Genomic DNA, 21,472 nt, shown 5'->3' on the forward strand with positions numbered 1-21,472 from the left:
AGCCGATCACTAATTCAGCCAAAGCGGAAGCTGGCGGATTATACCAGCATAAACTCCCCTTGCATAGGAAGATTTTATTGTGATTCCGGCTGAGCGGACGATAGCGCGCGTTTTGCTTTCAATAACCCTTGTGGATTACGCTCACCAATCCCAACAAACTTGCCATCAGCAACCACTTTAACAATACCATCTGGTAAATTTTCGACGGCAACGGTTTGCCCATGACCAAAAGCAACACCTTGATCAGCGCTAATATCAACAACGCTCAAGTCGACCAAAGCGGTATCCATCGGCAACAATAAATCATCGAGATAAGTCGAAGGCGCAACTTCTTCCGCTTTTGCTTTCTCAAGTAACGCTTCTAGCTCGACTAAGGTAGTCATTTTGTCGCTAGGGTAATGACCAACTTCACTACGGTGTAACATAATGACATGCGCACCACAGCCAAGCTTCTCCCCCAAATCATCGACTATCGTACGAATATAAGTGCCCTTAGACACATGCACCGTCATTTGAATTTGTTGAGTTTGCTCATCATATTCGTCTAACGTAATACGATAAACAGTAATCTTGCGACATTTTCGCGGTACTTCGATGCCTTCACGGGCATATTTGTATAGCGGTTGGCCCTGATATTTGAGCGCCGAATACATCGAAGGGTACTGATCAGACTCCCCCAAGAAGCTGGCAATTTCTTGCTCTAGCTGCTCAAGTGTTACATTTACTGATCGCGTTTCAACAATTTCACCATCAGAATCTGATGTCGTCGTGCGCTCACCCAGCTGCGCTCTCACCACGTAGGTTTTGTCAGTATCAAGCAAAAACTGGGTAAACTTAGTCGCTTCACCAAAGCAAATAGGCAACATACCTGTTGCCAACGGATCCAAAGCACCGGTGTGGCCCGCTTTTTGAGCGAAATAAATGCCCTTTGCTTGCTGTAGTGCTTTGTTAGAAGAAATACCTTGCGGTTTATTTAATAACAGAATGCCGTCGATCGCACGGCCTTTGGTGCGGCGCGCCATTACTCTTCCTCTTGGTCTTTATCTCCAGACTCAGGACCACGCTTTGCGTTGTCTTCTCTGATCACAGAGTCAACCAAGTTAGAAATACGCATACCTTCCATTAGGGAGTTATCAATAACAAATTTAAGCTCAGGCATGATACGCGCACGGATACGCTTGCCAAGAAGCGAGCGAATATAACCGGTTGCTTCATTCAGAATGGCCGCACTTTGCTTAGTTTTGTCTTCATCACTCGTATTCAACACAGTAATGAATACTTTTGCATAAGAAAGATCGCGTGATACCTCAACAGCTGACACTGTTACCATACCCAATCTTGGATCTTTAATTTCGCGCTGTAGGATCACCGCAATTTCTTTTTGAATTTGCTGTGCTACGCGATCTGTACGAGAAAATTCTCTCATTTTCACCACTTAAAATTTCAAAATCTATGAGATCACAAATGGGGGCTAGTGCCCCCATCTCAAGTATTTTAATAACTTACAATTAAAGCGTACGCTCTACCTGTACAGTTTCAAATACTTCGATTTGGTCACCGACTTTAACGTCGTTGTAGTTCTTAACACCGATACCACATTCCATACCGCTACGAACTTCAGCAACGTCATCTTTAAAGCGACGTAGTGACTCAAGCTCACCTTCGTAAATAACAACATTATCACGAAGTACACGGATTGGCGCACTACGTTTAACCACACCTTCAGTTACCATACAACCTGCAACAGCACCGATCTTAGGCGACTTGAACACGTCACGAACTTCAGCAAGACCAATGATCTCTTGCTTAAATTCTGGTGCAAGCATCCCCGTCATTGCTTGTTTTACTTCTTCGATTAGGTTGTAGATAACGCTGTAGTAACGTAAGTCTAGGTTCTCAGTATCAATAACTTTACGTGCCGAAGCGTCCGCACGTACGTTAAAGCCAACCATAATAGCGTTAGAAGCCGCTGCAAGTGTTGCATCCGTTTCAGTAATACCACCAACACCAGAGCCTACGATCTTCACTTTAACTTCATCTGTAGACAGTTTAGTCAATGAATCAGCGATTGCTTCGATAGAACCTTGAACGTCTGCTTTCAGTACGATGTTCACTTCAGATACGTCGCCTTCAGTCATGTTAGAGAACATGTTCTCAAGCTTCGCTTTCTGCTGACGAGCAAGCTTCACTTCGCGGAACTTACCTTGACGGTATAGTGCCACTTCACGTGCTTTACGCTCATCACGAACTACTGTCGCTTCGTCACCAGCAGCTGGTACGCCAGAAAGACCTAAGATCTCTACTGGAATTGAAGGACCCGCTGATTTAATGTCTTTACCGTTTTCGTCTTTCATCGCGCGAACACGACCATATTCAAGGCCACAAAGTACGATATCACCTTGGTTTAGGGTACCTGATTGAACAAGTACAGAAGCGATTGGACCACGACCTTTATCAAGACGAGATTCGATTACCACACCAGACGCCATACCTTCTTTAGAAGCTTGTAATTCTAATAGCTCAGATTGCATTAAGATAGCTTCTAGTAGCTCATCAATACCAAGACCAGTCTTAGCTGAGATATGAACAAACTGCGTTTCACCACCCCAGTCTTCTGGGATTACGTCTAGTTGAGCAAGCTCATTCTTAACGCGGTCAGGGTCAATACCTTCTTTATCCATTTTGTTCACAGCAACGATAAGTGGTACTTCAGCCGCTTTCGCGTGTTGTACCGCTTCTTTCGTCTGAGGCATTACACCATCGTCCGCTGCAACAACAAGTACAACGATGTCGGTTGCTTTCGCACCACGAGCACGCATCGACGTAAACGCCGCGTGTCCAGGAGTATCTAGGAAAGTGACCATGCCACTGTCCGTCTCAACATGGTAAGCACCGATATGCTGAGTAATACCACCGGCCTCGCCGTCAGCAACTTTTGCTTTACGAATGTAGTCAAGCGTTGACGTTTTACCGTGGTCAACGTGACCCATTACCGTTACTACCGGCGCTCGTGGCTCAAGAGAACCTTCTTCACTGCGGTCATTTAGTACTTTTTCTTCCAGCTCGTTTTCTTTCACTAGAATAACTTTGTGACCCATTTCTTCTGCCACTAGCTGCGCAGTTTCTTGATCGATAACTTGGTTAATGGTAACCATGTCACCCATCTTCATCATTGTCTTAACAACTTCAGCGCCTTTAACTGCCATACGAGAAGCAAGTTCTGCAACAGTGATAGTTTCACTGATACGTACTTCTTGTTTCACTTCTGCCGCTGGCTTTTGGAAACCATGCTGTAATGAAGTTGGCGCTTTTAAGCGACCTTTTTTGCCTTTCAGCCTCTTCGCATTCGCTTCTGCTGCTTCTTCTTTCGCACTTGGCTTTTTCTTCTTCTTACGACGTGCGCTTTTCTCTTCACGTGCGTCAGACTCATCTTCCGCTTCACGAGCGTAAGTAGAAGTTGTTAGGTGGTGATCAGCACTTTCTTCTCGACGAAGACGCTCTTCTTCTTCCGCCTTCCAACGTGCTTCGTTTTCTTCCGCTAGACGACGAGCTTCTTCCGCTTGACGTTCTGCTTCTTCTTCTGCCTTTTTCAGGGCTGCCGCTTCTGCTTCTTGACGCAGACGCTCAGCTTCTTGACGTTCTTTAATTTGTTGCGCGCTATCCACTTCTTTACTCTGCTTATCTTTGGCTTGACGTTCAGCATCCGCTTGTCGCTTTGCCTCTTCTTTAGCTTTGCGCTCGGCTTCCTCATCGGCCTTGCGTTCCGCTTCTTCGCGCGCGTTGCGCTCAGCTTCTACTTTGGCCTGTTGCTCTGCTTGTTGCTGAGCCATTAACTCTGCTTCTTTGCGCGCAGCTTCCTCTGCAGCTAAGCGTTCTTGCTCTTTTTGCTGCTCGATTGCGCTCTTTTTAACGTAAGTGCGCTTCTTACGGACTTCTACAGATACAGACTTTGCTTTACCAGATGAGTTAACACTTAACGTGCTTTTACTCTTACGCTGTAGAGTCATACGCTCAGGACCGGTTGAACCAATGCCACCGTGTTGCTTGCTTAGGTGATCAAGCAACGTCGCCTTTTCGGATTCAGTAACTTGGTCGCCCTCGGCTTTGGTGATCCCTGCATCTTTTAACTGTTGTAGTAATTTATCAACAGTTGTACCAATACTCTCGGCTAGTTTGTTAATGCTCACTTCTGCCATACGTGATGTTACCTCCGTTAATAAATTACTCTTCGCTGAACCAGCAAGTGTTACGTGCAGCCATGATTAACTCACCAGCTTGCTCTTCTGATAACTCAGAAATTTCAACTAAGTCATCAATACCTTGCTCTGCAAGATCTTCAAGCGTAACGATACCTTTGCTAGCAAAAACAAAAGCGGTATGACGCTCAAGCCCTTCAAGTGCTAGTAGGTCTTCTGCAGGTTCTGCATTTTCTAAACTCTCTTCATCGCGAAGTGCTTTTGTAGTCAGTGCATCTTTTGCACGGTTACGTAGCTCCTCAACGGTTTCTTCATCTAGACCGTCGATTTCTAAAAACTCAGCTACTGGCACATAAGCCACTTCTTCCAGTGAAGAGAAACCTTCGTTAATCAGTAATGCTGCAAAATCATCGTCGATGTCTAGGTTTTCAGTGAACAGATTAACCAATTTATCTGATTCTTCCGAGCTCTTACGCTCCATCTCTTCCACTGTCATCACGTTTAGTTCCCAACCAGTAAGTTGGCTAGCTAAACGTACGTTTTGACCATTACGACCAATCGCTTGCGCTAGGTTGTCAGCTTCAACTGCAATTTCCATCGTGCGCGTATCTTCATCCATTACAATTGAAGCTACTTCAGCCGGTGCCATTGCGTTGATTACAAACTGTGCTGGGTTATCATCGTAAAGTACGATATCAACACGCTCACCGCCAAGCTCTGAAGACACAGCTTGTACACGTGCGCCACGCATACCAACACATGCACCTACAGGGTCGATACGCTTGTCGTTTGATTTTACAGCGATTTTAGCACGAGAACCAGGGTCACGTGCTGCGCCTCTAAGCTCAATCATTTCTTCGCCGATTTCTGGAACTTCAATACGGAATAGCTCCATCAACATTTCAGGCTTAGAACGCGTAACAAACAGCTGTGCACCACGCGCTTCAGGCTTCACTTCATATAGTAGACCACGTACACGATCTCCTGGACGGAAGCTTTCGCGTGGTAACATGTCTTCACGATAAATTACCGCTTCAGCATTGTTACCAAGGTCGATAACGATAGCGTCACGCGTTGCTTTTTTAACAACACCTGTCACTAGCTCGCCTTTTTGATCTTTATATGCATCAACAACTAATGCGCGCTCAGCTTCACGTACTTTTTGTACGATTACCTGTTTCGCCATCTGTGTGGTGATACGGTCAAATTTAATTGATTCGATCTGCTCTTCAACGTAATCACCTAACTGAATATCAGGCTCATCCACTTGCGCCGCTTCAATCGTGATTTCCGCATATGGGTTTTCTAGTGAACCGTCTTCTTGTGGCTCAACCGCTTTCCAACGACGGAAAGTATCGTACTCGCCCGTTTTACGGTCAATAGTCACGCGTACTTCGATTTCACCGCCGTGCTTCTTTTTTGTTGCTGTCGCTAGTGCGAACTCTAATGCTTCAAAAATCTTTTCTCTTGGGACCGCTTTTTCATTGGAAACAGCTTCTGCCACCAACAATATTTCTTTTGCCATAGGTAATGCCTCGCTTGCCCTTGTCCTTCGCACTCAAAGTTAGAATTTTGCGATGATATTGGCACGCTCAATGTTGCTCAACATCAAGATGAAATCCTGAGCGTCAACTTTTAACGTGATCATATCGCCATTAACTGCTACTAAGTCGCCTTTAAAATTACGGCGACCTTCTTGCGGAAGTTTAGTACGCAAACGCACCTCCTCTCCCACTGCTGCTTCATAGTGAGCTTGTTTGAATAATGGTCTGTCAACACCAGGAGAAGATACTTCCAAACTATATTCGTTCGTAATCGGGTCTTCGACATCTAAAATTGCACTAACTTGACGACTTACTTCCGCACAGTCATCTACATTAATGCCGTTTTCATGATCGATATATACACGAAGTGTAGAATGACGACCAGCTTGCACAAACTCAAGACCGAGTAATTCAAAGCCACACGCAGCAACTGCAGGCTCCAACATTTCGGTCAAATCTTGCTCGAGTTTTGACACAGAACTCCTCCATACAAACAAAAAAAGGGCCTAAAGCCCCAAATCATAGCTGCTTGATCTTGGGCTCAGAATACACCTTGCGCCAGATACAACAACGCCCCGAACCAAGCGGGGCGTCACACGAATAACAAACTGTGTGGCCAAAGGCCGTGCTTGGTTTGCGAGCTATCTCAGCCAAATTAATCATCAACTTAAACAAAAAAGCTGATGCTTAAACGCAAAACGCGCATTACAAGGAATGCGCGAAATCAAAGAACTCAATCTTTAACTTGGTTGCGGGAGCCGGATTTGAACCGACGACCTTCGGGTTATGAGCCCGACGAGCTACCAGGCTGCTCCANAACACATAAAATTGTTTTACTTCTACTTTTCAAAGAAGTGGAAGTCGGATTTGAACCGACGACCTTCGGCACTTCACAAAATCAAGCGCCCGACCATCTATCAAGCAACTTCATTCTACACCGAAACATAAAATTGTTTTACTTCTACTTTTCAAAGAAGTGGTAATCGGATTTGAACCGACGACCTTCGGTACTTTACCAAATCAAGCGCCCGACCATCTATCGAGCCACTCCATTCTACACCGAAACATAAAATTGTTTTACTTCTACTTTTCAAAGAAGTGGTAATCGGATTTGAACCGACGACCTTCGGTACTTTACCAAATCAAGCGCCCGACCATCTATCGAGCCACTCCATTCTACACCGAAACATAAAATTGTTTTACTTCTACTTTTCAAAGAAGTGGNCATCTCAAAAATGCCCTTTTAATGGACGATCCATTGCCCATGCTTAAAGGCTATTATACTGAAAAACGAAAGTCTCAGTCCAATTGCCTAAATATGCTGCGTATTATAGAGACAGTATGCCTAGATAGCAACCTTGATTTAGAACTATCTTCTGACGTTTCAGCTCATTGTTGGGATGCAATCAGGTATTTTACTTTTCACATACAACACCATGACGCCCTACTCATCGGTCCAGTTTAGTTTCCTTCCATTTTCTTCCATTTTTTTGTAACAAAAAAGAAATATTTGATCCATAATTGGGGACAATAAAATCACAAAAGAAAGGAAAGCCAAATGAGAACGATTGTAAAATCAAGCAAATTGACAGCGCTGTCTATACTTAGTTTCGAAGCGTTTGCAACGCAATGTGAATCGGCTGGACCGCAAACACCGAGAGATATTGATAGTTTGCAAGGTCACAACAAAAGGGTTTTTGCTATGGCTCCACCAAAAGAAAAACTCAATCTATGTAATATCCATTTTCACAAAAATGCAGAACATAAAGCCAAAGACTTCTCTGTCGCTTCCAATGACCCGAAGTATGGTGGATTCCAATGTAATGCAACTGCAAATCTTACCTCAGCAGAGCTTGCTCCTGTAGAAGATAAAGTATGTAACAATGTAAAGCCGGGCGATACAATTGAAGTACACTGGGTTCATAGCTCTTGTAATGTAAAACCCGGTCCGACACTCGGAGCTTGCTTAAATGACAGCTGCGCCAACCCCAATCTACGCGTCGAAACTCAGGTGTTTTTGGTAGTTAATGATGAGAATGCGCAAGACTTCACTGAGCTTGATTATCAAGGCCAAGTTGGCGGCTATCATCAAGCTGGTGTTCTACCAAGCAATACAGGCAAACCAGTTGAGTTTTTAGGTTCAACCACAGGACCTAGCTATAACAACCAACAGTGTTCACCTTTACAAGTAAGCTGGAGTGTGCGCCCAAGCTGTGCCAAAGTTGATATTAATAGTCTCGCGCGTTGGTGTAAAAACAATGCTTTTGAAGAGGACCATGCTCATAACATTCGTAAACTCGTGACAGATCCACAGTTACTTTCACCAATTAAGCACTAATATTTTTTAAATAAACGTAGGCCGTTGCTTAATATCGGCCTACTATAGCTAGATTCAGCATATTGAAATCCAATTAACTGCTGCAATGTAAGAAAAATCTCACAAAAAAATTTAAAAGGTCTCGCATTTTAAAAAAACAGCTATACTCAATCTTAGGCTATTTGTTTTTGAGCAAAGGATCCGCTCTTCATCAGTTTGAAGAGGCGTCTATGAGTATTACTCCCTATCAATATCAACTTTTAACTCAAACGCTTGCGAGTATTCGTCCGAATTTCCATGGCTTTTGTACTTCTTGGCACAATCAAATCCAACATTACGATTTGCGCATGCAAATTCCAACAAATGTGGGGCAACTCATAATCTGGGAGCATCAAATATTTGATTTTGTGCAAAATTGTGTGATGCGTATCCCACAGCAGTCAAACTTATTACGTTACCTACAAAAACAACGCGGCACACTGTTGTTTATGGGAGCATCAGAAAAAGATATCAGTGTCTTGTTGTTTACCTTTACAGCAACGCTAAAAAGTCATCTTGGCAGAAATTTTGCCGCGGCAGCAAAAAATGCTTGGAACAAAGCACTGCTACTCATCGAAAATATGCTGCGCTTTGAATTATTCAAGAAAACAAATATTGTTGGTCTGCAGGAGTTCAGAAGAGCGCAGCAACAAGCAAACTAATTAGAGCTGCTAAGCGAAGAAATAGCGGCAACCACTAAACATCAATCTAAGACCAAAGTCATGCTGAGATTACAAAACCAAACTCTGCGTGACTTCTAGTTTTTAGCTTATTAGACTTTCACAAAATCTATATAGGAAGTGATAAAATGCTAAGAACGATTGCCTTTGCGTCTACTATGGTCGCCTCACTTACTGCATGCGATATGCTAGAAGACTCTAAAGCCCAAATCGAGGCACAATACTTATCTGAACATCAAGAGCTACAACAAGTGGTTGAGCAGATCCGTAATAAAGGAATTGAGTCAGTACAAGCATCAGCAGAGGTAGGTAGTGTTGCAGCTTGCGTTGCAAATAATCTGGATGCCGATCCGATGGGTTCGCTTATTGCGATTGAAGGCGCATTGCAAGACAGTGCAAATTTAAGCGACTTACTCAATTCTATTTCTCGCATAAGTCAGCAGGAAATTTCCATCGAACAATTTCCTGATTTGCTTCAGCAAGGTGCTGATACAGTTAGATATTTAAGAACTTTGCTCGAGCAGTATGATTTGGCGGAACTAAAACAGCAAGCGAGCCACTTACTTGAGCAAGGCCAAACCAAAACACAAGACGTTGGTGCCCATCTGCGTACATTGATAGAATCTTGCCAAACTAACTGAGCAATTTAGCTGATTGTTACGTATAGAGTCTTATTCGTTCATGACTGTTAAGAATAAACGTGAAAGTAGGACTCTATTTATTTGAAAACGACTGCCGCCTTAGTGATAACCCCGCACTTACAACACTGGCGTCTCAAGTTGATACACTTATCTGCATTTATCTACCCACTATAAACCTTTGGACGGCTCGCAAAGCGCAGTGCTCAACTTCTTTTGCCGTCGAATGTTATCGCAATCAGACGCTCAACGCCTTGCATCAATCACTAACGTCACAACAACAGAAGCTGTATATGCTACCTGACACAGCTCAGCTCAAAGCACTGACTGAGATTATTCATACACAGCAGGTAACTCATATTGGCCGCGCAGCTCATCCAGGATTCGATGAACAAAAGCTTTGGTTAAAATTACAAGATAACTTTCCTTACATTCAATACGTTAGCGCTTATTCTAGTACGCTGTTTGAACCAGATACACTACCACTCAAAATCAGTGAACTGCCACCGAGCTTTACGCCATTTCGCAAAGCTGTAGAGGAAATTGAACCTAATTCACCTATTGCAACCGCTAAGCTTCCACCAAGACCGAAGCGGGTTTTAGATTTAGCTGAATTTAAAGCAAACTCTTCATACAGCATCAAAGTAGCCGCAGGCGAAGCGCAAGCCCAGCAACAGCTACAACAATACTTCCAAACAGATGCGGCTCTCAAATACAAAGAAACTCGAAATGCCTTGTTCGGTGAGCATTTTTCCACTCGGTTTAGTCCAATACTTGCTTCTGGCGCTATCAGTCCTAGACAGATCAAGCAATCACTTACTCAATTTGAGGAGCAAAGAGGCGCAAATGAATCAACCTATTGGATTTGGTTTGAACTGTTGTGGCGTGAGTACTTTCATTGGTATGCCCTAAAACATCAACACACGCTATTTTGCTTTTCAGGCGTCAAAGCCAAAACACCAAAAACCAGTTTCTATCCAGAGCGCTTTTTAAAGTGGTGTCAAGGTCGAACGCCCAACGCGCTGGTCAATGCCATTATGCACGAATTAACTAAAACCGGTTGGATTTCAAATAGAGCAAGACAGATAGCAGCAAGCTACTGTGTTAACGAGCTACAGCTAGATTGGCGCTATGGCGCCGCTTTTTTCGAGCAACACCTGATCGATTATGACGTTGCGGCAAATTGGGGAAATTGGCAGTATATCGCTGGTGTTGGAGCGGATCCTCGTGGCGGTCGCCATTTCAATATCACAAAGCAACAAGCACTATTTGATCCAAACGGTGAATATATAAAATTGTGGCAAGGAGAAGCCAATCTACAACTCGACAGCCAAGATCATGTTGGTTGGCCTTTGGAAGACAACTAATGACATCACAAAAACCTCAATATAAAGGCCTCAGATTAATTCTTGGCGACCAACTCAACGCCAAACATAGTTGGTTTGCTGATGACAAAGCAGAGTATCTTTATCTGATAGTAGAACTTAAACAAGAGACCAACTACACCAAACACCACATACAAAAAATATGTGCTTTCTTCAAAGCCATGGAGAATTTTGCCATCGCGCTAGATAAAGCAGGATTCCATGTGCTATATCTCACCCTCGATGAGACTCTGGCATATTCGGATCTCCCCGCTTTAATCGCTCATTTATGTGATAAATATCAGGTGTCTAGTTTTGACTATCAACGGCCTGATGAATATCGCTTACTTAAGCAAATGATGGAGTTAACGTTCGACCATTTACAGGTTCGTTGCTATGACACTGAGCATTTTTTAGTCCCATACGAAGAGCTAGGTGACTACTTAACGCCAGGAAAACACACCACAATGGAGTTTTTTTATCGCAAGCTCAGGCGCCGTTTTAATGTATTAATGGACGACGGTGAACCGCTTGGCAAGCAGTGGAATTTCGACAGTCAAAACCGTAACAAGCTCAAGCAAAAAGATATCGACGCTATCCCACAACCTCTTTGTTTTACCAACGATGTCAGTGACATTGTAGAGCGGATTGAGCGGCATAAAGTGAAGACCATTGGTAACAGCGAAAAATCATTGCTGTGGCCGACTACCCGTGCGCAAGCTCAAGATCTTTTGGCCTTTTTCTGTGAACACCTATTGCCTTCGTTCGGTCAATTTCAAGATGCAATGACCTGTAAAAGTGTCGACAAATGGACATTGTATCACTCACGACTCTCTTTTGCGCTCAATGCAAAGATGCTTCACCCCAAACACGTTATCGACACTGCTATCGCAGCATACCAAGACAACTCACAAATTGATATTGCGCAAATTGAGGGGTTTGTTAGGCAAATATTGGGCTGGCGAGAATATATCAGAGCAGTTTATTGGCTCAATATGCCAGACTACCGCCATAAAAATTACTTGCTTGCTCAGCGTAACCTACCGAGCTATTTTTGGCATGGAGAAACGAAGATGCGCTGTCTAAGTGAAGCCATCACTCAAAGCTTAGATTACGCCTACGCTCACCACATTCAAAGATTAATGGTCACGGGAAACTTTTGCCTGTTGACTGGAATTCACCCAGTTCAAGTGGATGAATGGTATTTAGGTATATACATCGACGCCATTGAATGGGTAGAAATGCCGAACACGAGAGGCATGACACAATTTGCTGATCACGGCATAGTAGCAACTAAACCCTACGCTGCAAGCGGTAATTACATGCAAAAAATGAGTGATTACTGCCAACACTGCCACTACGACGTCAAGCAAAAATCTAGTGATGATGCCTGTCCACTAAACAGCCTTTATTGGCACTTTATGCACCGCCATGAGGATAAGTTTGCCAATAACCACCGTATTGGTATGATCTATCGAAATTGGCAAAAACAAGATGAGAAAACACGGCAAGAGGTGCTCGCAAGGGCTCAGTGGTGTTTAGATAACATTGAGCAACTTTAGGCTACGCTCGCATGTAGCCTTAACATTAAAAGAGGCGCCAACGCCTTTTTTTGGTTTTTACTTTGTGAACCCAATTCACCTCAATAGTGGTCACAGCTAGCACATCTCGAGACTGCTTTGAGATGAGCTCATAGCTCAAACTTTCATCCGAACTAAAGTCTAGCTCATATTTAAAAGTATCCGCTTTGGCCCAACACTGGAGGATCTTTTTCGACAAGCTCTCTCGAATGCAATAGTCCCCCTCCGTCGGTGCATTTACCGTTACTTTGACGTCCGCATAACAAGTCCTCCCTTGATTCAGGGCAACACACTTACTCGGTACAGCATGAAGTATTCCCACTGAGTTAGTTTCTTCGGCGCGGAGCTGATGGCTCAACAAAATCCCCAGAAACAACACTGTCCATGTGATTAATTTAGAAGACATATTTCACCCCAGTAAAGAATACTCTGGCGTGGCGAGAGCGAACTAAGGGGCTATTTAACGAATCTTGAGAACCAACTAACCACGATGCGCCTGTGCTAAACACCCAATTTTCTGCAATTGGATAATTTAGTTGCATCTGCACAAACGTCGAGGCCGAAGCACCAGGTTTATAGGGAGTCAAATAGTCATTGACTTCAGCTTCTGAAACACCATAGAAGTAATTATAAAAATTACTAGAATAATAGTTAGCGCCAAAGTTAAGCCATAAATCCCAGTTCCTCAATTCAAAGTTACGTGTCGCTTCGAAGTGAAAAACCCAACCGTTTGTATCACCAAAAACATCGTAGACTATTTCAGCAATAGCAAGAAATTCACCGATATGGCGATAATAGGAAAAGCCCATTGAGTTATCTTGCTCGCGTTTACGAATGCCTCTTAGCTCAGGTACCACATCGTTGGTATCGTAGTAACCGCGTTCAGAAAAAGGCAACATATAACTGCCATAAATGGCATCAATTCCCCATTCACCATTGTTGATAATTTGGTAGCCAACATCCGAGCCGCCAAAGAAATCTCCTGAGTGGGTATTCAAGTAAAAGTTTTTATACTCTATCTTTGCATCGACTAGAAAAGTACCATGTTTGAATGTCGAGTCCGTCCCAATCAAAGCAGGCATTGTCATATCAACATAAAAGGCACCAACACTCAGCTGCCAAGCAAACTTGTCATCAAGCTCGTCACTTTGTTCTTCGCAAATTCCATAAAACGGTAACAATAAACTGATTATTATAAGTAGTTTTTTCATAGTTCCATTCGTTTCGTTTAGCGCAGATATGCCTAAATTCTTCCCGAGATCATACCTGACCCATTTGTGACCAACAAGCATCTTCTCCAATTTTTAACCCAAACATAATTTAACTTTATTTTAATGAAAATTTCACATAAATTATGTGAAATAACGTACTTTGCTTTAAACAGAAAAATTCGCGTTCACATAAATTAAAATTAATAGAGGCAACTCATGAAAAAATATTTATTCCCTTTGGCGTTGGTAGTCGCAACAGGTCAAAGCCACGCATTTAGTCAAGAGACTCATAAGCGTATCGTAATCGACGCTGTGAACTACATGGCGCAAAACCCGGCGACAACACAATATGCAAAACTACAAGCCTACGCTCAAGCTAACGGTATGTCTGTATCGGAGCTTGCCAACTTACTAGGTCAAGCGGCTTATGACGTCGATGATTTTGAAGATACATTTTTTTGTGGTGCCATTACTGGTGACTGTGTACAAGCGCCGCTTTGGGGTGCGGCTGAAAGCATCGTGAAATACACAAGTTATTGGCACTTTCAGAATCACACTCAAGGTGCTGATACTCACGGCAATGACTTCGGTGGTTACAATTATCAAAAACTTACCGTATCAGGCTCTGTTGATTCCATGGCGGCCACTTGGCTGAAAGGCGATTATTTAGACGATGGTCATGGCGGCGAAACTGGATGGTTTAGCGCTGATGATACTGAATACGATAGTTATGGGATCACAGAAGAACACTATCGTATTGATAGTCACTCAACGTACAGCATGTACGATGATTTTGAAGAAATGCCTTTTCAACCGATTGACAACTTAGGTCAGTATTGGTACCAAAGTTATGTGCAAAGCGGGAATCCACAAGTACTCGGTTTTGTATTTCACACCACGGACTTACTTCAACCGCATCATACTTGGACAACATCAGATCTGAATCATGCTAGCTGGGAGTCTTGGGTGAAAGACTATTATGATCAAGAATCATTAAATGACTTTACTTTGGTCAAGCAAGCAATGAATAGTTTTAGTGCAGTTGATACTAACTCAGCAGATATCCGCCCACTACTAACACAAGGTGGCGCTTTCTCCTACTCGCAAGGTGGCATCGTATTGAATTCTGAGGATCATTACGACCGCGTAAATACAGGAAAACAAGTGATCCCACATGCGATAGCGATGGTTGTTCACTTACTTAATCACGCGATGGACGTGAGATAATGCGATTTGTTTTACTTCTCTTGGTAAGCAGTTGTTGCTTACCAAGCTTTGCCTCACCAAGTATACCTAAAGCAGTAACGCCATTAGTTCATCAACTCTACCTTGAGCAAGGCCGAACGCTATCTAAAAAGCAAACTACAGCGCAGTTACTTGAAAACCAGTTCTTACTATTCCAAGCGAAGCAACTTAATCCAACTATTTTGGAACGCCAATCTAACGTTAGTTTCAGCACTCGATATCACGTCGATAAGTTTCTCGCGAGCGCACTCTTGCATTGGTTCCCAGCACTTACTCAGCTTGAAAAAAAACGCTACCCTTTGGTATTTGATAAGGATCAGATGCTGTCTTTACTAGGACAGTACCCCGCTGACGGGCAATACACTGCTGAGCAATTACTCAAATGGCAACAGCTGCAACTAACAAAATCAGCGCCACTGACTCTTGCTCAAGTATTACACAGCCAATCAATGCAAAACCGCTTTAAACTTCACCAAGGAGAACTCGCGTTACTACAAGCCATTGTCAATCAACATCTCAATCAACAAGCGCTATTTATCGCCGCAAAACCTTATGTGACAAAGCAAGATCTGACAATAGAACAGTTGCGACAAGTGATAACCGCAGAGCTATTGAGGCCGAGCATGTTGGCATTTCTTGGTGTTAAGGAAGAGATGCATGGTGCAACGAGCCAGTATGTTGATACTCTGAGAAGTGAAATTCCAGAAAGTGCTATCACGAAATATTATGAGCGTCATAAGAAGCGGTTTAAATACATCAAGCAAATCAGTGCGAGCGCAGCGAAATTTCCCGAACAAAAAGCCGCACAGCAATTTAATGATTATGCAAATGCACACTCATGGCAACAAGCCATCGCTAAATATACCCCTATATTAATATGGCAGGCTCAACTCACCCCACTGACGCGCCAAAGCACGCCGAAATGGGAAACACAACTGGCGTTTAGTAACCAACATGGCAAAATAACGCCTAGTATTCGCACGCCAAGTGGCGAGTGGCTAGTATTGTATAGTCAGTCACCGGTATATGATTACTACGATGTGAAAAGTGAAACAGTACGCTACCAAGCACTGCGGGCACTGACCCAAGAGTTTGCTCAGCACAAATTCGAGCGAGATTATATGGCTTGGAAAGCGGCAAACAACGGAGCAGTGATATGAAGTACTGGCAAGCATTGATTGTCATACTCCTTGGAGTAGTGATCGCTGTATTCACACTGCGTTTTGCCAACATAGGTTGGCAAAACCCCACATATAACGCCCCCTCGCAGGCTGAGCCTGAGCAAGAGGAAAAAGTTGTAGCATTAAATCCCCCTATCAATACTTATACTGCTATCAAACCAAATGCCGAGACCTCACGCAAAGCCGTTAAGCCAATCACGGAACCTGAATATCTGCCACCAATAAGCCAAGCCGAAAAGCAAATAGATGATTTTCATGGCGATTTGTCGGATACCGAAGCTTACCAAGCATATTTGGATCAAAAAGACACCAAGCTAAAACAACAGTATATTACGGCTGTTGATGGCAAAGTAGAACAAATAGAAACGCTGCTAGCACGTGGGATTAAAGAGGGATTACCACAGCAACAGTTACAAGAAGCAAGAGATAAAATCACAGCACTTAAAGACATGCAAAGTAAACTACGTACGGAATTGAGCGAACGTGATAACAAATAAAGTTAGGCAGTGGCTTTACTTCTGTCTCCCATACGTTCAGTCACAGAACAAAACGATTAACGTACCTGCAGCTGAACCTTGCCGCTGGCCACATTAGGGTTTTTCATCACCGCATTGAGGACTACATCTTGTTGTCCTCCGTGATAATAGCTAATAATTTCTTCTAGCACCTTTTTGGGAGTACTTGGATTCATAGCAAGTGCAAGGTGCGTAGCAAAGTCTCGTTTTAGACTCAAGTAAGTTAGCGTGTTTGGTGCCGTCGCGGGATTTTGCGCAACCGCAAGATCTATCACATCGCCACTTTCAGGCAGATAAGAAACCAACGCTTCAAGTTGCTGAGCTGAAGTGTGGCTGTCTTTGGCTTGTTTTAACACTAAAACATGTTGATTCATGTGTAATAAGATGTAAATCGCAATGCTGACAATGCCTCCCCAAAGTACTAAGTGTGTATATTTGATGCTTAGAACTAAGCCATCGACATGCATATCATGACGGGCAGCATGCATTTTCAAAAAGAAATAGCTAAAAATGGCACTAAATAGAAAAACCAAGAAGCTATAAATTAGCATTGCGTTTACACCTGTATCCTGCGAAAAAGGAGAAAACGGCACTTGATGATGAAACTGTGCAGACATGTGAAACAATAAGATATAAAATCCACCCGCGATGAGTAACGATAACCCACCTGATTTCAACAACAATATCAGCTTATCTTTTAATTCCATTCTTTATCTCAACGCAATATTTTCTTCTACCATACAAGTAACAAGCTAAAAACACTACACAGATAACCTAAACAGTACTAAATTCACTTCCAATAACCCAGCTTAGTCTTCTTTAATGTAAGTGGATGAAATACAAAACATACAGAGCAAAATCAGCGCTTAGACAAAAAAGCCGCCTGACGGCGGCGGGTTGGAAATCAATAAATTCGCTTAATATTACTTGCTTTCAAGCAAGTTGCCCGAGCCAATTTCTATTTTTCTTGGCTTCAGTGCTTCTGGGATCTCACGCTCGAGGTCAATAATCAGTAAGCCGTGCGCTAAGTCTGCACCTAATACTTTGACATGATCACCAAGTTGGAATTTGCGCTCGAATCCGCGTTCGGCGATCCCTTGATGAATAAATTTACGCTCGTTGGCTTCTTCAGTCGCTTGCTTTTGCCCCTTTACGGTCAACGTATTGTTTTCTGATTCCAGTGTTAGCTCTTGCTCGGAAAACCCTGCAACAGCCATGGTAATTTGGTACTTGTCTTTACCTAGCGCTTCGATGTTGTATGGTGGATAGCTAGGTTGTTTATCTGTTCTTGCAGCAGCATCCATCATAGAAGCTAAATGATCAAAACCGATAAATGAACGATATAATGGTGATAAATCTACTGTACGCATAATTTTGTATCCTCTTAAAGCTATACATAGGTGCTCACTCTTCAAAAAGAACCAATAAGCACTTTTAAAACAAATGGTTATTTAATTTATGAGGCCCTGTCGGCGTCCTCATAAAGCTATTTATGGTCAGCAAATTTATTTTCAAGAAAATTCTTTTAAAAATTTTCAACTTTTTTAAAAAATCTATTTAAAACAGATAAGTATATTTTTTCTATGGCATGTAGATCGCTGAGGGATACATGTTCATTCACTTGATGAATTGAATCATTCTTTACCCCGCATTCGATCACTTGCGTTTTTCCGGTCGCAAAGAAGCGACCATCGGAGGTGCCGCCTGCAGTACTTAAACTCGGATATTGCCCCGTTGTTTCCTGAATTGCTTGTTCTACCAGCGTTAAGAAACAGTTTTCTTGCTTCGCACCGGTATAAAATGACTCACAAGGCCGCTCCCAACTGATCGCTAACATGGCACCGAATTTAGCCAGTGACTCTTGAATATAGTGCACAACTTCTTGGCTCTTATAAGCATGGCTGTAACGAATATTAAAGGTGATTTCACACTCTGCTGGCACTAAATTATCCACGATATTTGGTACTGTGATCCCAGTGACTTGCAGCGTGGTTTGCGATCCCGCTTCGTCTTTCCACCAAGGTAAAAGCGCGAGTTGGCTAACCAACTGGCCTGCGATGTGAGCTGCATTAATCGTTTGTTCTGGATAAGCCACATGCCCCACTCTTCCTTTAACCTGAATACGCCCAGAAATCGCCCCTCGACGACCATTTTTGACCGTATCTCCTACCACTTGGTGTGAAGTCGGTTCACCAACCAAACAAGCGTCTAGCTCGATGCCATTTTCAGCTAATCGCTCTGCAATCAATTTGGAACCAAACTCCGCTTCACCTTCCTCGTCAGAAGTGAGCAACCAGTAAAAGCTTCCTCGTAATTTTTCAGGATGCTGTAGTAATGTTTTGGTTGCAGCAAGCATTGCCGCTACGCCACCTTTCATATCCGCAGCACCGCGTCCATACATCACGCCATCAATAATCTGCGCACGAAATGGTGGCACAATCCAGCCTTTATTATTTGCAGGCACGACATCCACATGACCAGAAAAAGCAAAAGTAGGCCCCAAAGAGAAACGATAACTTGCAATCAAGTTTTTTACTCCCTGCACCTCAAACTGCTCAATAGTAAAGCCCAGCGCGGCGAGTTGCTCTGACATAAACGCGATAGTGCCTGCATCACACGGCGTAACTGAGGGCGCTTGGATCAAGTGCGTTAATATCTCTGTGACGTAAGATAAGCTAAGATCTTGATATTGTGTTGCTAGTGACATAACTAAGAATGATTTGTAGGTGAAATCTAGCAATTATTTAAAGACGAAACTTTGACCACAGCATTGCAGTTTTAATGCAAATTAATGACATCGAGAAAACTTAATCTAAATCAAACTTTCAAAAATTTCTGAAACCTTACAATTTAAAAATTGATCTAGAACAGTTTTTCATTTTTTGAACCCTTTTAAGATGGCTTCATTGAAAACACACACTGTTTCACAGTTTAAAAATGTCCTCACATAGGGTTAGGAGAAGAAAATGAAAACTTTAAGCGCTGCACTTTTATCTACTCTGCTAGTTGCTGCTCCCTTCGCACACGCAAACTTCAGTGTTAATGTTGGTGCTATTAACGTAAACCCTGACAATTCGGCTTCTGCCATTGATCAAGATAACTCTCTTGGTCTAGTTGCTGACTCAAATACTCAGCTAGGTATCACGCTTGACTACCACTACAGCGATAACATTGTATTTGAACTGGTTGCGGCAACACCATTTACTCACACAGTTGACGGTGCTGGTGGCTTAGCAGGAGCTGAAATCGCAGACATTAAACACTTGCCACCAACACTACTTGCACAGTATCACTTCTTTGATGCAAGCGCTAAGTTTCGCCCATTTATCGGCGCAGGTCTAAACTACACAGTATTCTTCGATGAAGAGCCAAGTGCTGCACTAAAAGCAACACTAAAGACTAACGACGTAGAAGTTGATTTGGATAGCTCTTTTGGTATTGCATTACAAATCGGCTTTAACTACGACTTAAATGAAAAATGGGGCCTGCACGGCATGATCTCTAAAATTGACATCAATACCGATGCAACAGTTTACGCTAACGGTGTAGAGGCACTGACATCTGACGTTGAGCTAGACCCTGTTGTGGCCATGTTCGGTGTGAAATATAAGTTCTAACACCTAAATGGTTTAAATCACAGATTTACTGTTACTTTCTCAATCCCCAAGGCCACTGATGTGGCCTTTATAGTTTATAGATTACTGTTTTTCTTTGCCTCTAACATGGCTTTCCAATGCATAATCTCAGGAGATAAAATAGGTGCTTCACCGTTAAACCCTGCAACTTCGAGCATCTCTTCGACCGCAACCACCCCGCTTTTACGCTTGAATACCCCACGCACATAAGCAATTGCATGCAGCCCACGTTTAGAATGAAAGCGCTGTTCAATGTAAAAGTATTTATGATCCCACCCCACCACCTTAGTGGTAATGGTAAATTTTTGCAGCGGCTTGATATCGCGAATATAAGTAATCGCTGTTGCGTTAACAATCGGGAACCAGCGGCGTTTCATCACAGCTGCAAATAACCCAACTCGCTCTGTCATCCAAGTGCGTGCTAAGTCCATAAATGCGAGGTATCGTGAATTGGTTAAGTGCATATTGATATCGCAATCGCTTGGCAGGGCACGGTACTCAATATCTATCGGAGACAAAATGGAATCTGCTGTTTGTTTATTCTGCCTTATTCTCCAAAACAGCAGTAGTAAACGAAAATATAAATTCATAACGATGGTCTTACCAGTTAATAATTTTTCGATTCTAGCATAGCAATTCATATTCTAAAGTGATTATTTTGCTACGCTTGTGTCTATAACCGACGTATTACTTTGACCCTTAGTTGCGGTAATGCTGTCGGTAAACTAGATTAATAACCAGAGCTTAAAAACAATGAGTTCGGTTACTACATTGCCGAATCTCAAATTAAGTAAAATAGCTGAAGTGAAGTCAATGAAGAAATTATCCCTTGTTACTTGTTCCACCTTATTTACCTTTTCCAGTATGTGTTACGCAGACTTTGATTTTAAAGGAGAAGGCGCGCTAACCTACCCAACCGGTGTAGAGAAAGCGTTTGAGTTTGGTTTTGCTTGGAACAAACAGACTGAACAGTTTCGTATCGGTGCGAGTCTCTATGACATGTCTGAACTACCAGAGTCTTACTCTGTTGCCATTACACTGAGTAAAGACGATACCCGAGTGTGGATCCAAGAGTTCAATCAAGGTTTTATTTCTGAATTTAAGTGGCAAATTGCAGATCATCAAATCTCTCTTGTGAAAAAAGAGTTTAGCGACTCTGTAAAGGGTAATTACGTTTTAACGGTAAATGGGATAGATTACTTCTTTGCGCGAGATAACGTGAGTATCACACTCTCTTTTGAAGAAGATGGCATTAAGAATATTAAGGTAGATGGCGTGACAAAAGACATGGGAACTAAATCATAAAGGCCACATTGCGTGGCCTTTA

General features: G+C 42.8%; 21 protein-coding genes. 10 read left to right on the forward strand and 11 right to left on the reverse strand.

What is annotated here, in order from left to right:
* Positions 1–74 precede the first annotated feature (74 nt).
* The 5 genes from truB to rimP form a co-directional block, all read right to left on the reverse strand.
* A complete protein-coding gene (truB, locus tag CKO50_RS05245; protein WP_095727305.1) occupies positions 75–1,022 on the reverse strand; it encodes a tRNA pseudouridine(55) synthase TruB in 948 nt (315 codons plus the stop codon).
* Positions 1,022–1,426, reverse strand: a complete 405-nt coding sequence (gene rbfA / locus CKO50_RS05250; RefSeq protein WP_010370823.1) for a 30S ribosome-binding factor RbfA — start codon at positions 1,424–1,426, stop codon at positions 1,022–1,024. Before rbfA ends, truB begins: the two co-directional genes overlap by 1 nt.
* A gap of 82 nt (positions 1,427–1,508) precedes the next feature.
* On the reverse strand, positions 1,509–4,196 hold the full coding sequence (gene infB, locus CKO50_RS05255; protein ID WP_095727306.1) for a translation initiation factor IF-2: 2,688 nt from the start codon (positions 4,194–4,196) through the stop codon (positions 1,509–1,511).
* A gap of 25 nt (positions 4,197–4,221) precedes the next feature.
* Positions 4,222–5,721, reverse strand: coding sequence for a transcription termination factor NusA (gene nusA / locus CKO50_RS05260; RefSeq protein WP_095727307.1), 1,500 nt, complete (start codon positions 5,719–5,721; stop codon positions 4,222–4,224).
* 39 nt (positions 5,722–5,760) lie between these two features.
* A complete protein-coding gene (rimP, locus tag CKO50_RS05265) occupies positions 5,761–6,216 on the reverse strand; it encodes a ribosome maturation factor RimP (protein ID WP_010370818.1) in 456 nt (151 codons plus the stop codon).
* A 1,082-nt stretch (positions 6,217–7,298) separates the two neighbouring features.
* On the opposite strand from rimP, the gene CKO50_RS05275 reads away from it, so the two are divergent.
* The 5 genes from CKO50_RS05275 to CKO50_RS05295 all read left to right on the forward strand — a co-directional run bounded on the left by CKO50_RS05275 (position 7,299) and on the right by CKO50_RS05295 (position 12,340).
* Positions 7,299–8,078 (forward strand): delta-class carbonic anhydrase, encoded by a 780-nt coding sequence (locus CKO50_RS05275; protein WP_095727308.1) that lies wholly within the window; start codon positions 7,299–7,301, stop codon positions 8,076–8,078.
* A gap of 209 nt (positions 8,079–8,287) precedes the next feature.
* Positions 8,288–8,758: a hypothetical protein gene (locus CKO50_RS05280; RefSeq protein WP_095727309.1), complete on the forward strand. Its 471-nt coding sequence runs from the start codon at positions 8,288–8,290 to the stop codon at positions 8,756–8,758.
* 146 nt (positions 8,759–8,904) lie between these two features.
* Entirely contained in the window at positions 8,905–9,417 is a 513-nt protein-coding gene (locus CKO50_RS05285; RefSeq protein ID WP_095727310.1) for a hypothetical protein, read from the forward strand.
* Positions 9,418–9,476: 59 nt separating this feature from the next.
* The gene (locus tag CKO50_RS05290; RefSeq protein WP_095727311.1) at positions 9,477–10,781 is read left to right on the forward strand and encodes a DASH family cryptochrome; all 1,305 of its coding nucleotides are present in this window, start codon (positions 9,477–9,479) and stop codon (positions 10,779–10,781) included.
* Positions 10,781–12,340, forward strand: coding sequence for a cryptochrome/photolyase family protein (locus CKO50_RS05295; RefSeq protein ID WP_095727312.1), 1,560 nt, complete (start codon positions 10,781–10,783; stop codon positions 12,338–12,340). Before CKO50_RS05290 ends, CKO50_RS05295 begins: the two co-directional genes overlap by 1 nt.
* A gap of 25 nt (positions 12,341–12,365) precedes the next feature.
* Here the strand turns inward: CKO50_RS05295 and CKO50_RS05300 are convergent, their stop codons facing one another.
* Together CKO50_RS05300 and CKO50_RS05305 are read right to left on the reverse strand one after the other, a co-directional pair.
* Complete coding sequence (locus CKO50_RS05300) at positions 12,366–12,764, reverse strand: DUF3019 domain-containing protein (protein ID WP_095727313.1); 399 nt, start codon at positions 12,762–12,764, stop codon at positions 12,366–12,368.
* Complete coding sequence (locus CKO50_RS05305) at positions 12,754–13,569, reverse strand: MipA/OmpV family protein (protein ID WP_095727314.1); 816 nt, start codon at positions 13,567–13,569, stop codon at positions 12,754–12,756. The genes CKO50_RS05300 and CKO50_RS05305 overlap by 11 nt, the downstream gene beginning before the upstream one ends.
* Positions 13,570–13,785: 216 nt before the next feature.
* On the opposite strand from CKO50_RS05305, the gene CKO50_RS05310 reads away from it, so the two are divergent.
* From CKO50_RS05310 to CKO50_RS05320, 3 genes are read left to right on the forward strand one after another with little or no spacing between them, the layout of a single operon-like run.
* A complete protein-coding gene (locus tag CKO50_RS05310) occupies positions 13,786–14,796 on the forward strand; it encodes a phospholipase (protein WP_095727315.1) in 1,011 nt (336 codons plus the stop codon).
* Positions 14,796–15,974 (forward strand): peptidyl-prolyl cis-trans isomerase, encoded by a 1,179-nt coding sequence (locus CKO50_RS05315; protein ID WP_095727316.1) that lies wholly within the window; start codon positions 14,796–14,798, stop codon positions 15,972–15,974. The genes CKO50_RS05310 and CKO50_RS05315 overlap by 1 nt, the downstream gene beginning before the upstream one ends.
* Positions 15,971–16,492 carry a hypothetical protein gene (locus CKO50_RS05320; protein ID WP_095727317.1) on the forward strand — a complete coding sequence of 174 codons (522 nt, stop codon included), beginning with the start codon at positions 15,971–15,973 and terminating at the stop codon, positions 16,490–16,492. Before CKO50_RS05315 ends, CKO50_RS05320 begins: the two co-directional genes overlap by 4 nt.
* 56 nt (positions 16,493–16,548) lie before the next feature.
* On the opposite strand, the gene CKO50_RS05325 is transcribed toward CKO50_RS05320, so the two are convergent.
* From CKO50_RS05325 to dapE, 3 genes are all read right to left on the reverse strand, one after another.
* A complete protein-coding gene (locus CKO50_RS05325; protein ID WP_095727318.1) occupies positions 16,549–17,217 on the reverse strand; it encodes a hypothetical protein in 669 nt (222 codons plus the stop codon).
* Between the two features lie 216 nt (positions 17,218–17,433).
* Complete coding sequence (locus CKO50_RS05330) at positions 17,434–17,880, reverse strand: Hsp20 family protein (protein ID WP_095727319.1); 447 nt, start codon at positions 17,878–17,880, stop codon at positions 17,434–17,436.
* A gap of 155 nt (positions 17,881–18,035) precedes the next feature.
* Positions 18,036–19,217, reverse strand: coding sequence for a succinyl-diaminopimelate desuccinylase (dapE, locus tag CKO50_RS05335; protein WP_095727320.1), 1,182 nt, complete (start codon positions 19,215–19,217; stop codon positions 18,036–18,038).
* Between the two features lie 259 nt (positions 19,218–19,476).
* Between dapE and CKO50_RS05340 the strand changes: the two genes are divergently transcribed.
* Positions 19,477–20,127, forward strand: a complete 651-nt coding sequence (locus tag CKO50_RS05340) for an OmpW family protein (protein ID WP_095727321.1) — start codon at positions 19,477–19,479, stop codon at positions 20,125–20,127.
* A gap of 74 nt (positions 20,128–20,201) precedes the next feature.
* On the opposite strand, the gene CKO50_RS05345 is transcribed toward CKO50_RS05340, so the two are convergent.
* Complete coding sequence (locus CKO50_RS05345; RefSeq protein WP_095727390.1) at positions 20,202–20,735, reverse strand: acyl-CoA thioesterase; 534 nt, start codon at positions 20,733–20,735, stop codon at positions 20,202–20,204.
* A 163-nt stretch (positions 20,736–20,898) separates the two neighbouring features.
* On the opposite strand from CKO50_RS05345, the gene CKO50_RS05350 reads away from it, so the two are divergent.
* Positions 20,899–21,450 (forward strand): hypothetical protein, encoded by a 552-nt coding sequence (locus tag CKO50_RS05350; RefSeq protein WP_095727322.1) that lies wholly within the window; start codon positions 20,899–20,901, stop codon positions 21,448–21,450.
* Positions 21,451–21,472: the final 22 nt, after the last annotated feature.

Source organism: Pseudoalteromonas sp. HM-SA03, assembly GCF_002289345.1.
Taxonomy (GTDB): Bacteria; Pseudomonadota; Gammaproteobacteria; order Enterobacterales; family Alteromonadaceae; genus Pseudoalteromonas.

Bases quoted from the DNA above. Each gene is read 5' to 3' on its own strand.
- truB (WP_095727305.1), bottom strand. From the start codon at position 1,022: ATGGCGCGCCGCACCAAAGGCCGTGCGATCGACGGCATTCTGTTATTA.
- rbfA (WP_010370823.1), bottom strand. From the start codon at position 1,426: ATGAGAGAATTTTCTCGTACAGATCGCGTAGCACAGCAAATTCAAAAA.
- infB (WP_095727306.1), bottom strand. From the start codon at position 4,196: ATGGCAGAAGTGAGCATTAACAAACTAGCCGAGAGTATTGGTACAACT.
- nusA (WP_095727307.1), bottom strand. From the start codon at position 5,721: ATGGCAAAAGAAATATTGTTGGTGGCAGAAGCTGTTTCCAATGAAAAA.
- CKO50_RS05275 (WP_095727308.1), top strand. From the start codon at position 7,299: ATGAGAACGATTGTAAAATCAAGCAAATTGACAGCGCTGTCTATACTT.
- CKO50_RS05280 (WP_095727309.1), top strand. From the start codon at position 8,288: ATGAGTATTACTCCCTATCAATATCAACTTTTAACTCAAACGCTTGCG.
- CKO50_RS05285 (WP_095727310.1), top strand. From the start codon at position 8,905: ATGCTAAGAACGATTGCCTTTGCGTCTACTATGGTCGCCTCACTTACT.
- CKO50_RS05295 (WP_095727312.1), top strand. From the start codon at position 10,781: ATGACATCACAAAAACCTCAATATAAAGGCCTCAGATTAATTCTTGGC.
- CKO50_RS05300 (WP_095727313.1), bottom strand. From the start codon at position 12,764: ATGTCTTCTAAATTAATCACATGGACAGTGTTGTTTCTGGGGATTTTG.
- CKO50_RS05305 (WP_095727314.1), bottom strand. From the start codon at position 13,569: ATGAAAAAACTACTTATAATAATCAGTTTATTGTTACCGTTTTATGGA.
- CKO50_RS05310 (WP_095727315.1), top strand. From the start codon at position 13,786: ATGAAAAAATATTTATTCCCTTTGGCGTTGGTAGTCGCAACAGGTCAA.
- CKO50_RS05315 (WP_095727316.1), top strand. From the start codon at position 14,796: ATGCGATTTGTTTTACTTCTCTTGGTAAGCAGTTGTTGCTTACCAAGC.
- CKO50_RS05320 (WP_095727317.1), top strand. From the start codon at position 15,971: ATGAAGTACTGGCAAGCATTGATTGTCATACTCCTTGGAGTAGTGATC.
- CKO50_RS05325 (WP_095727318.1), bottom strand. From the start codon at position 17,217: ATGGAATTAAAAGATAAGCTGATATTGTTGTTGAAATCAGGTGGGTTA.
- CKO50_RS05330 (WP_095727319.1), bottom strand. From the start codon at position 17,880: ATGCGTACAGTAGATTTATCACCATTATATCGTTCATTTATCGGTTTT.
- dapE (WP_095727320.1), bottom strand. From the start codon at position 19,217: ATGTCACTAGCAACACAATATCAAGATCTTAGCTTATCTTACGTCACA.
- CKO50_RS05340 (WP_095727321.1), top strand. From the start codon at position 19,477: ATGAAAACTTTAAGCGCTGCACTTTTATCTACTCTGCTAGTTGCTGCT.
- CKO50_RS05345 (WP_095727390.1), bottom strand. From the start codon at position 20,735: ATGAATTTATATTTTCGTTTACTACTGCTGTTTTGGAGAATAAGGCAG.
- CKO50_RS05350 (WP_095727322.1), top strand. From the start codon at position 20,899: ATGAGTTCGGTTACTACATTGCCGAATCTCAAATTAAGTAAAATAGCT.